Source organism: Gilvimarinus xylanilyticus (assembly GCF_024195295.1).
GTDB classification, from domain to species: domain Bacteria; phylum Pseudomonadota; class Gammaproteobacteria; order Pseudomonadales; family Cellvibrionaceae; genus Gilvimarinus; species Gilvimarinus xylanilyticus.
The window spans coordinates 366,546-376,637 of sequence record NZ_JAMFTH010000002.1 but is presented as its reverse complement, the minus strand read 5'-3'; the positions used below and the strand labels follow the sequence as shown (position 1 = coordinate 376,637).

Here is a 10,092-nt window from a genome sequence, read left to right as displayed (position 1 = left end):
TGAACGCTGAACGCTGAACGCTGAACGCTGAACGCTGAACGCTGAACGCTGAACGCTGAACGCTGAACGCTGAACGCGAAAACGTCACTACAAAAATATTCGAATAAGATTATGAACACCAGCTTATTTTTAACCGCGCTTGCCGCTTATATTGTGTTTTTAATTGCGCTTAGTGTGTATGTGTCGCGCCACAATAAAAGCGGTGAAGACTTTTTATTGGCCGGCCGGGGCCTGCCTATTTTTTTAACCATCGGTACAACCGTGGCCACCATGGTGGGCACGGGTTCGTCTATGGGCGCGGTGGGTTTTGGTTACGCCAACGGCTGGGGCGGTATGCTTTACGGCGTAGGCGGCGCGGTGGGTATTTTGTTGTTGGGCTTATGGTTTGCGCCGGTGCGTAAGCTCGAGTTTATGACCATGAGTGAAGAGCTGTCCTACTATGTGGGCGCCAATCGCTGGGTTAAAAATATCGTCGCGGTGCTTATTTTTATTGCCAGCATTGGCTGGTTGGGCGCGCATATTCTGGGCGGCGGTTTATACTTGGCCTGGATTGCCGATATTGACTTACAGCTGGCTAAAATTATTATCGCTGTCAGTTTTGCGATTTATGTGGTTATTGGCGGCTACCACGCAGTGGTCTGGACCGACACTCTGCAGGCTATTATTTTGTTTATCGGATTTATTTTAATGGCGGTGTTGGCGGTGGATGCTGCCGGTGGCTGGGGCGAGTTAATGGCGGCGCAACCGGCGGCTAACGTATCATTGCTGGCAATAGAATCCATCGGCGGATTGCACGCGCTATCTTTGGCGTTGGTGGTGGCTGTGGGGGTGTTGGCAACACCCTCGTTTCGCCAGCGCATTTATTCATCCCACGATGTCGCTTCGGTTCGCAAATCCTTTTACACCTCGGGCAGTTTGTACTTACTGTTTTCCTGCGTGCCCGCCATTATCGGCATGGGCGCCTACGCCCTCAGCCCCGAGCTGGACAATCGCAACTTTGCCTTTCCATTTATCGCCGTCCAGGTTTTGCCTCTGGCCATCGGAGTTGTGGTGCTTATTGCCGGGCTGTCGGCCACTATGTCCAGTGCCAGCTCCGATGCCATAGCCGGGGTGGCGGTATTGCTGCGCGATATTTTTATTCTGCTGACCGGAAAAATGCCACCGCGCGATAAAGTCATTGCTTATTCGCGGCTGTCGCTGATCCTGGTGGTGGGTCTTGCACTGGCGTTTGCGTTACTGTCGAACGACATTATTGGCTATATTACCACCATGATTTCGACGGTGATGGCGGGTATGTTTGTGTGCGGGCTGCTGGGACGCTTTTGGCCGCGCTACAACGCTCCGGGGGCCATTGCCTCGCTGCTGGCCGCCTCGGTCGCGTCATTAGTGGTGGTAAATTTTTACGCCGATTTTTGGGGCAATCCGGTGATACCGGCGGTTCTGTCGGCATTGTTCACGGGGTTTGTGGTATCGCTGCTGACAAAACCCAGTCAGTTAACACCCGCGCAGGCGTTGCAAGTGTTGGACGAAGAGCGCCGGGCCATGGAGGGAAGCCTATGAATTGTAAAAATCATCCAGTAGGCTATAGGCATGAATTACGACATCCGTTTCAAACGCATCTACCAACCGGCGGATGCCACCGATGGCACCCGCATTCTGGTCGACCGTCTCTGGCCCCGCGGGCAGCGTAAAGAAGATCTGGCGCTGGATGAGTGGTACGCCGATGCCTCGCCCTCGGCGGGGCTGCGCCAGTGTTGGCACCGCGATGAACTCACCGAGGACGCCTTTGCCAACGCCTATCGCCACCAGCTGGATCAGGAGCCCGGCACCCTGCTGCCACTGCTGCGCGCTGCCCGCGCGGGCACCCTGACCCTGCTAACCGCCAGCCGCGAGCCCGAGCACTCCCACCTGCCCATCTTACGCCGCGCCCTGCTGGACGCCCTGGAGGCCGAAGACGCCGCCGACCGGGACGACCCGGCTTCGCCTACCTGTTATGGTCAGAGCAAGAGCTGAGGTAAAATACCCGCTTTTACGCGAACCAAGACCATGGCAAAGAAGAAACTCAACAAAGGCTCCTCGGGCCAAAATCGCGCCGCCAGCGATAACTACATCGAAAAATACCGCAGCAAAGACGACGTCCAGGAAACCGCTAGCGGTTTACTGTACCGCGTGATTGAACCGGGCGATGGTATGACCCCCACCGAAACCGACACCGTCGAAGTCAATCAGCGCATCCAGCTGGTGGGTGGCAAAGTCGTGGGCGACACCTACAAAGAAGGCATGCCCGACGAATTCACCATGAAAGAAGCCATCCCAGGCATTCGCGAGGGTTTGCAGCTGATGCAGGAAGGCGCCCGCTACGAGTTTGTGGTGCCGCCCGATCTGGCCTGGGGCAAAAAGGGTGTGGGCAATAAAATTGGCCCTAATGCGGTGCTGATCTTTGATCTGCGATTGATGAAGGTGGTTTTTTAGCTGATTGTATAGATATCCGGCTAAACGGGTATAGAAAACTAAGAAAAATATACATTTCTGCATAACATGTATAGAATAAGCCGAAATCTATACATATCGTTTGGGCTCGTTTTTCGAGCCGAAACCGCAGGCATAACCTATGGTGATTCAGCCCCCAGTACTACCTCTGCCCAATATCACAGAGCTGGAGACTCGAGCTGTTTTGAAAAAAACGGCGGAAGCGCATCGCTTTTTGGCGGAGCTAAAAGGCGTGGCGGCCACCATTCCCAACGAAGCCATTCTGATCAATACATTGAGTCTGCAAGAGGCGAAGGACAGCTCTGAGATTGAAAACATCGTCACCACCCACGACGAACTTTACAAGGCAAGCCTGTTTGAAGAAAACCTGCCCAACCCGGCCGCCAAAGAGGTGCAAGACTACGCTGTCGCTCTCAAGCAAGGGTTTCAGATTGTGCGCCATCAAAAGCTGATTCGGCTGTCAGATATTCTAGCAATCCAGCAAACTCTTGAAAAAAATAACGCAGGCTTTCGCCGTTTGCCGGGTACCGAACTTAAAAGCTCCAGGACCGGTGAAGTCGTCTACACGCCACCACAGCATGCCGAAGATGTAGCCCGGTTGATGGACAACTTGGTGGCGTATATTAACGATGACGCCCTCTGTGACGCCGACCCACTGGTCAAGATGGCGATTATTCATCATCAGTTTGAAAGCATTCACCCCTTCTATGATGGCAATGGCCGCACGGGGCGTATTCTTAATATGTTGTACCTGGTGGCAAAAGATCTGCTTAATTTGCCTGTTCTGTACTTGAGCCGTTTTCTTATCCGCAATAAAGCCGATTATTATCAACACCTCCAGGCGGTGCGAGTGACTGGCGATTGGGAGCCCTGGCTGCTGTACATACTTGAGGGTGTTTCCAATACAGCGCAAAACACCATTGAGTTGATTAAGGAAATAAAAAGGCTGATGAAGGCCTACAAGCACCGCTTGCGCGAACAATTGCCCAAAATCTACCGTCAGGAGTTGTTAAACAATATGTTTAACCACCCCTACACCAAGATTGAGTTCGTTATGGAGGATTTGTCCGTCTCGCGTATCACGGCGACCAAGTATCTTGAGATGTTGGTAGAACATGATTTTCTGGAAAAGCAAAAAATTGGCCGCGCTAATTACTATATCAATACCCCACTGTGCAGCCTGCTAATGGCGCACAGCTAAGGCTGCCCTTGATCTGAACAAAGAATGTATGGGTTTGCTGGCTATCCGCCGCGCAGGGCTAACAGTATTTTGTCTAGCCAAGCAATGGTCTAATGTGTCTTATTGGGATAAAGCCTACCAAATCGTTCGCTGGTGGCCCGCCATCATTGATCAATCACAGCGTTTGTTGGGCGGTGCAGCATTTCGGGTGCCTTGGCGCTTTCCGCCGCCGGGGAAGTTTGAACAAATCAAGGGCCTATAGGCTCCTGCCTGCAAATAAGAGCAGCTCTGTGGTGGTTACAGGAGTATTGTTGTACGCCTAGGCTGCAAGGTCTACGGACTATAAGTCACATTTAAAAATGACGGTTTACTTTAAGTTTAGCGGCAGCGCTAAATCTCTTTCTCCCCATACGGTTTCTCCCCAAACACATCTAAATAATCAATAAACGCCTGCACTTTGGTTGCCAGTTGGCGTTAACGTGACAAGGACTGCATAAATACTCCTTTGTGTGGTTTGCTAATCGTGCACTGATAACCATAAGTCTGGCCAAATAGAGTGCTTTTGGGGCTGCTGATTTTGGTGTGCAGCGGCGGATTCACTTACCCGAAACTGTAACAGCGCCTTTGTAGGCTTGCTCTCAATTGGCTACATAAAGGGACGTTTCATGAGGCTTTCAGCTTACGAGCGATTTGTGCGGGATTGTAGGAAAAGCATTGCCCGAATAGCTCGCTGCACGGGCGGTGAACACAGTATTGGTGATGTTAGCAATGAACTATGGTTAATGGCGCTCGAGGTGGAAGATCGTTACACGATCGAATTTAATTTTGATAACCCTGAGCACAGGGACTTGGTGCTAAAGTTCACTTATCAAAAGCTGGTGAAGTACGCCGAAACGACGGTGCGTTACGCGAAAAGCATGGATTGCCCTTGGAGCGAAAGCGAAGCCAATTTATACGAGCGTCTACCCAGCGGTAACGGCGTTCCGGATGAGTTTGTACGGAGCGAGCGAGAGCAGCGAGAAGCCTATAAACTCTCTGAACAAGGAATGAGTCTGGGCAATGCTTGGCTTTTGGTGTTGGAGCTTAATGGCAATAGAATGCTGACCGTCGCACGGTTTTTGAAGCTATCGCGGTCGCAAGGCTACCGGCGTTTTCAGAAAGTAAGAATTTTAGCCGATTGCCAGAGGCCATTACCGTTGGATCCTGGTGGTCGAGGGAATGAAGTGGTTAGGCCATGGCGTAAGTTCAAGTGTTATCGCACCCCCGAGCAGTTGGTCTTGCCGTTTGAAACTGGGTTTGATTTTTAGCAAAGGATGCGTGGGTAACTCGTTTCATAAAGTTATTGTCGTGTTGTTACAGGAAGTGTTCTCACCCGAGAATGTGGACGAAAAATATTTTCATTATTCCAATAGTTAACAGATATTAACTATCAGTGCTGATTTGATCCCGTTACACTGCTCGTTATGCTTGAATACGGGAGAAAAATAAGTGCAGGGTAATCGATTTTACGAGATAGATCTGTTGCGTCTGGTTTCGGCGGTGTTAGTGGTCTTGTTTCACTACACCTTCGTGGGTTGGATGCTCGATTTTTCACCTCAGCCGCGCACCGAAGGCTTTGGCGAGTACAGCCGCTATATGTACTTGGGTATTAACTTCTTTTTTATTATCAGCGGTTTTGTCATCTTGCTCAGCGCCAAGGATGGAGAGCCGCGCAAGTTTGTTCTGTCGCGCTTTATCCGTCTTTACCCAGCCTATTGGCTGTGCGTTTTGCTAACCGCTGGAGCGGCGGTGGTATTTTCCCAAGAGGCGTTTCAGCTGCCCTGGACCGATGTGCTCATTAACCTGACCATGCTGCAAAGCGGGTTGGATGTCCCTTTGGTGGATGGGGTTTACTGGACTCTGTGGATGGAGCTTAAATTCTACGCGCTGGTGCTGGTTATGGTCTGGCTGCGTTGGATTCGCTTTTTACCCTGGTTTTGTGGCGCGGTGTTAGTGGGGTCTATTATTGGCCTGAGCACTTCGCTGGCGACAAGCGTAGCAACCTTTGTTGTGGGCTTTCCGCATTGGGCGGGCTACTTTGCCTGCGGCTGCGTACTCTATTTAATTCGACTACACGGTTTTAACTGGGGCTACGGCTTACTGGTATTGCTGAGCATTATTTTCTGTGTGCGCCAGAATCAGGTGTTTGCCCAAATTCTCACGGACTTTTATCAGGTGGAATTTAAAGCCTGGATTGTCGCTGGCGCCACCTTACTGTTTTACGCATTCTTAGCGCTGGTGGCTTTACGTAAAAACGGTTTATTGCGCGACCCACGGTTTTATTACCTGGGCGTACTCACTTACCCGTTATATCTATTGCACGAAAACGTCGGCTTTATGATGTTTAACGCCTGGCATACCTATGTGCCAGCTTGGGCTCTGATAGCCGGGGTGCTGGCGTTTATGTTGCTGGCGTCGTGGCTTATTTGGCGCTGGGTAGAAAAGCCCATGCAAACTTGGCTAAAGCGAAAGTTATTACGCTAAACGGGTGAATCGATCAAATTTTTGTACACATAAAAAAGCCAGCCCGAAGGCTGGCTTACTATTTATCTACTATTTAGCGATTATTTTCTTTCGATATCCCCGGGTTTCCAAGTCAGGTTGATAGCGGGCTCCGTGGGGGCATACAGGCGCAAGATGACAAAGTAGCCTTTACCGGGAACTGTGGCGAGCCAGTTGCTCTCTTTACCTTCAGGCGCTTTGGGGCCCAGGTGTAAGATGGTGCTGCCGTCGGCCTCTTGCGCGGGTTTGTTGAGTTTTCCCAGTGACGGGAATGGTTGGCCGTTGTCGAGGCCGGATGCGTTTTCCGCTTCATACAAGGTGACCGACCAGAACAGCGCGGCGGGAATGTCTTTAGGCAGTCGGACTGTGTAGCTGTGTTCTCCGTCGAGCCATTCGCCATCGCCATCTTTAAACGCAATCATATAGAACGCGCCCTTGCCGGGTGTCATTGATACCATGCCGGGGCTGATTGAGTAGTAATCGGTGAACATCCAGGCACGTGCATCGACGTTGCGGAAACCGTGTGTTGCATCGGTCCAGCCCAGGTCAACATGGGAGTTAGGGTAGCGTGAATCGAGATTGTTAATGGGGTTGAGCCACTGGCGATCTTCGTACACTCTAAAATCCACATCGCCGACGTGATCTTGCATGCCGATCACGCGGGACATTTTGTAGGCCGTTGATGCGGCGGCATTGAGGATTTCCTGCTCGTGTGTATCGGGCTCGAAGGGTTTGCCTTGCACAATGCCCATACCGGCGAGCATGGCTAATCCATCGGCGTCGGCAAGATTGCTTCCCTCGGCATCCAGTAGCCATTTTAATTGCTCGAAGGCTTCGATGTCGGTACGCGGCAACATATCGTGGCGCTTGCCCGAGGCGTAGTGAAACTTCATGGGCTTGGCGTCGGCTTGTTTTCCCAATGGATAAATTTTGGTTTTTTCTAACACATCAACCGCGGGCTGAATATTATCGAGCGATTGATAGAATGACCGCAAAAAAATAAACACATTGTTGGTGCCAGAGCGGTAGACGTAGTGATCTTTGGGTATCTCGCCGTCGTAGCCCGGCGGCAGCAGCAGGAACTTGCCGCCCTTGCCTTCATCGGGGCCAGGCAAGCCGAGATCGCCAAAGAACTTGCCGCCGTCCACAGGAATGGGGCGTTGCCACATGTCGAGCAAAATGCCTTGCAGTTTGGGCGGCGCATCGAGTACCAATGGCCCCGTTTTGGCAAGGTTGGCCCAGCTAATACCGTAAATTAAATCAGAGTTTGGCGTGGTGATATGAGTCTTGGCGTCCAGCCGTTTTTCCCAAATGGCCATTTGGTTGTAATCGGCACCGTAGACTTCTTTGAAGCCATCGTACATGCCCATGGTGTTAATCATCGGCATCGCCCAAAGGTACGCCTGGGTGGCGCGCTGAAACAATAACTCATCTTGTAATTGCTCGGCAGATTCGGCAGTGGGGCGATTGTGATCCATGGCACTGTTGGCCAGCGATTCAAAACGATTTTTCTGCGCCTCTTGGTTGCCACTGTTGTCGGCGGCGTTGGCATGGTTGAGTGCGTCTGGGCCGCAGCCTACAAAGCTAAGCGTGCTTAATAACAATGCGCCTGCGGTTATGAGATTAGGTAGTTTCATTTTCTTTCCCTTGATGAAAATTAATGACATTACTGTCTATTGAGTTTATGGAACTATTAACTCGGCAGATAAATAGATCGTCCTGCTCTATTTATCCTTCGTCCTAAAATTCGGGCAGCTTTTTGCGAAAAACGGCTTTAGTCTTTCTGTTCGATCAATGGTGGCAATTTGTACTCACCCTGCTGTACCGATTCGCTCGGCATATACACTCGGAAACAAGTCCAAAAAGGTGCGGTGGGGATAATGACTTCATTCTGATAGTTACCTTTGCCAAATTCACTTTCCGGCACAAACCAGACATCAAAGGTTTTGCCGTCGGGGTTTAGCTTGATGGTTTTATTGTTAAGAATGGAACCTTGGTCTGTTTTTAGGTATTGGTCTTCGCCATAAATCGTGATGGAAAAAAATCCGAGTTCAGGATCGGACAGCTTTGGTACCTCAAAGGTGGCTTTATAAGCTTTTCCCATTTTTACGTCGTGCTTGGCAGTAAAATAAACCGCATCTTTATCGGGTAACAAGCCCGTGGCAATAGCGACGCCGCGATTGCGCGCCTCCAGCGATACCGGATGTTTAACCGTACCCATGGTTCCGGTGACGCCTTGTTTTTGCGCGAGTTCAACGTATTTATCGCGCACCTTGGTAAAGTCATCCATATCCCATTGGGTTACCTGAAAAGACTCAGGTTGGTAGCCGTTTAGGTGCTCTACTTTTAGCTGATCCTGATAGTTGTTCACCTTGGCGACATCCGCCGGGTTACTGGCATCAAGCTGCATACGCACATTGGCGTAATAAAAGTCTGACGTTTCATCGGCAGGCAGTACATAGCGGCCGGGGCCATAGAGTACGCGGTTGGTTATATGGTCGTGATTCATAATGTGCAGTGACATATAGCGACCATCGTTCTCTGGAAGCGTTATTGCGACATCGCCACGGCCGTCGAGAATGGCGAATGAATAGAGAGTATCGCGGTTCATTAATGGCGCCGGTTGTTCGTCAAGGGGCATAGGTTTGCGGTGGTGGTTCCAGGTGTTATCGGCGCCCTGTACAAACTCTTTTTGCATCGCCAAGTCAGTCATGGCGTAGGCGAAGTTTTCATCGGTGACGGGGACGCTGTCATCGGCTTGCAGAGTCAAGGGCAAGGTTAGTGCGGCGGTGAGTATGGAGGTGGCAATAATGCGAGGGTTAATTCGCAGCGAGATTAAAGAGATCATAGAGTTCCTTCCTACTGGTCTGTTTAGAGCGTCACCTAATAAAATCGCATCGATTTATAAATGGCTTTAGTTTCAAGCTGTTTTTGGGTACACAAACGGCTGTGCTACCTACGGCAAGGTTTTGGAATGGGTCGTCAGTCTATGACGCGAAGGGAAATCCCTCGGGGGGATATTGTTTCTGAGATGAATTGCGTGGGTCCCTGGCGCAGTCGTGTCAACATAAGCCTTGCGGGAGTATAGTAGATGACGCTCGGAGTAGGCGCAAGAAAGCGGGGCGGGATGTTTAACATTATGGCGCTGTTGTCTACAGCGGACACAAAAAAGCCAGCCCGCAGGCTGGCTGAGCTTTAAGCTGAACCGTTCAGCGTTCAGCCGCATCTGACCTCAGACATCCGACGTCAGACTGTCTAACCTACTGCTTAATACCTTCCACATGCAGTTCCAGCTCAACCGAACGTGAGGCTGGGCCCAGGTCGTAGTCGATACCAAAGTCTTTCAGCATAATGGTGGTTTCGCCTTCAAAGCCGACGCGGTAGCCGCCCCAGGGGTCTTTACCTTCACCGACTTTTTCCACTTCAATGGTGATTTCTTTGGTCACGCCGTGCAGGGTTAAGTCGCCCACTACGTCGAACTCTTCGCCGTCGTCGTCAATGTCGGTAATGCTTTTACTGACAAATTTGGCTTCGGGGTATTTGCTCACCTCCAGAAAGTCGCCGCCGCGCAAGTGCTTATCGCGCTCGGCGTGGTTGCTGTCAATGCTGGTGGTGTCGATGGTGACATTGATTCTGCTGGCCGCCACATCGGCGGGGTCGTAACTGAAGTTACCGCTGAAGGTGTTAAAGCGGCCAGTCAGCCAGCTGTAACCCAGGTGCTTAATTTTAAAGTTGATGGCGGCGTGGGCGCCTTTGGTGTCGATGACATAGTCATCGGCCAGGGCCTGGCTGGCGGTTAAGCTGGCGCTGGTAATAATCGCGGCAGCGGCGGCTGATTTGGCCAGAGTTTTAAATGCGTTCATGTGTATCTCCTTGATGGT

General features: G+C 51.1%; 9 protein-coding genes. 6 read left to right on the top strand and 3 right to left on the bottom strand.

The features are described from left to right. Positions 1 to 111: 111 nt before the first annotated feature. The 6 genes from M6D89_RS10595 (at position 112) to M6D89_RS10570 (ending at position 6,193) form a co-directional block, all read left to right on the top strand. On the top strand, positions 112 to 1,560 hold the full coding sequence (locus M6D89_RS10595) for a sodium:solute symporter family protein (RefSeq protein ID WP_253968036.1): 1,449 nt from the start codon (positions 112 to 114) through the stop codon (positions 1,558 to 1,560). Between the two features lie 30 nt (positions 1,561 to 1,590). Beyond that, positions 1,591 to 2,013 (top strand): DUF488 domain-containing protein, encoded by a 423-nt coding sequence (locus M6D89_RS10590; protein ID WP_253968035.1) that lies wholly within the window; start codon positions 1,591 to 1,593, stop codon positions 2,011 to 2,013. Between the two features lie 33 nt (positions 2,014 to 2,046). Continuing rightward, positions 2,047 to 2,472, top strand: coding sequence for an FKBP-type peptidyl-prolyl cis-trans isomerase (locus tag M6D89_RS10585; RefSeq protein WP_253968034.1), 426 nt, complete (start codon positions 2,047 to 2,049; stop codon positions 2,470 to 2,472). Between the two features lie 202 nt (positions 2,473 to 2,674). Beyond that, the gene (locus M6D89_RS10580) at positions 2,675 to 3,691 is read left to right on the top strand and encodes a Fic family protein (RefSeq protein ID WP_253968033.1); all 1,017 of its coding nucleotides are present in this window, start codon (positions 2,675 to 2,677) and stop codon (positions 3,689 to 3,691) included. 644 nt (positions 3,692 to 4,335) lie between these two features. Then, a complete protein-coding gene (locus M6D89_RS10575; RefSeq protein WP_253968032.1) occupies positions 4,336 to 4,977 on the top strand; it encodes a hypothetical protein in 642 nt (213 codons plus the stop codon). Between the two features lie 181 nt (positions 4,978 to 5,158). After that, a complete protein-coding gene (locus M6D89_RS10570; protein ID WP_253968031.1) occupies positions 5,159 to 6,193 on the top strand; it encodes an acyltransferase family protein in 1,035 nt (344 codons plus the stop codon). Positions 6,194 to 6,273: 80 nt separating this feature from the next. Here the strand turns inward: M6D89_RS10570 and M6D89_RS10565 are convergent, their stop codons facing one another. The 3 genes from M6D89_RS10565 to M6D89_RS10555 all read right to left on the bottom strand — a co-directional run bounded on the left by M6D89_RS10565 (position 6,274) and on the right by M6D89_RS10555 (position 10,074). Continuing rightward, entirely contained in the window at positions 6,274 to 7,848 is a 1,575-nt protein-coding gene (locus M6D89_RS10565) for a DUF1254 domain-containing protein (RefSeq protein ID WP_253968030.1), read from the bottom strand. A gap of 137 nt (positions 7,849 to 7,985) precedes the next feature. Then, on the bottom strand, positions 7,986 to 9,059 hold the full coding sequence (locus M6D89_RS10560) for a DUF1254 domain-containing protein (RefSeq protein WP_253968029.1): 1,074 nt from the start codon (positions 9,057 to 9,059) through the stop codon (positions 7,986 to 7,988). 412 nt (positions 9,060 to 9,471) lie between these two features. Next, a complete protein-coding gene (locus M6D89_RS10555; protein ID WP_253968028.1) occupies positions 9,472 to 10,074 on the bottom strand; it encodes a YceI family protein in 603 nt (200 codons plus the stop codon). Positions 10,075 to 10,092 lie beyond the last annotated feature (18 nt).

Excerpts from the sequence above, each read along its gene's own strand:
- M6D89_RS10585 (WP_253968034.1), top strand. The coding sequence starts at position 2,047 with ATGGCAAAGAAGAAACTCAACAAAGGCTCCTCGGGCCAAAATCGCGCC.
- M6D89_RS10565 (WP_253968030.1), bottom strand. The coding sequence starts at position 7,848 with ATGAAACTACCTAATCTCATAACCGCAGGCGCATTGTTATTAAGCACG.
- M6D89_RS10560 (WP_253968029.1), bottom strand. The coding sequence starts at position 9,059 with ATGATCTCTTTAATCTCGCTGCGAATTAACCCTCGCATTATTGCCACC.
- M6D89_RS10595 (WP_253968036.1), top strand. The coding sequence starts at position 112 with ATGAACACCAGCTTATTTTTAACCGCGCTTGCCGCTTATATTGTGTTT.
- M6D89_RS10590 (WP_253968035.1), top strand. The coding sequence starts at position 1,591 with ATGAATTACGACATCCGTTTCAAACGCATCTACCAACCGGCGGATGCC.
- M6D89_RS10575 (WP_253968032.1), top strand. The coding sequence starts at position 4,336 with ATGAGGCTTTCAGCTTACGAGCGATTTGTGCGGGATTGTAGGAAAAGC.
- M6D89_RS10555 (WP_253968028.1), bottom strand. The coding sequence starts at position 10,074 with ATGAACGCATTTAAAACTCTGGCCAAATCAGCCGCCGCTGCCGCGATT.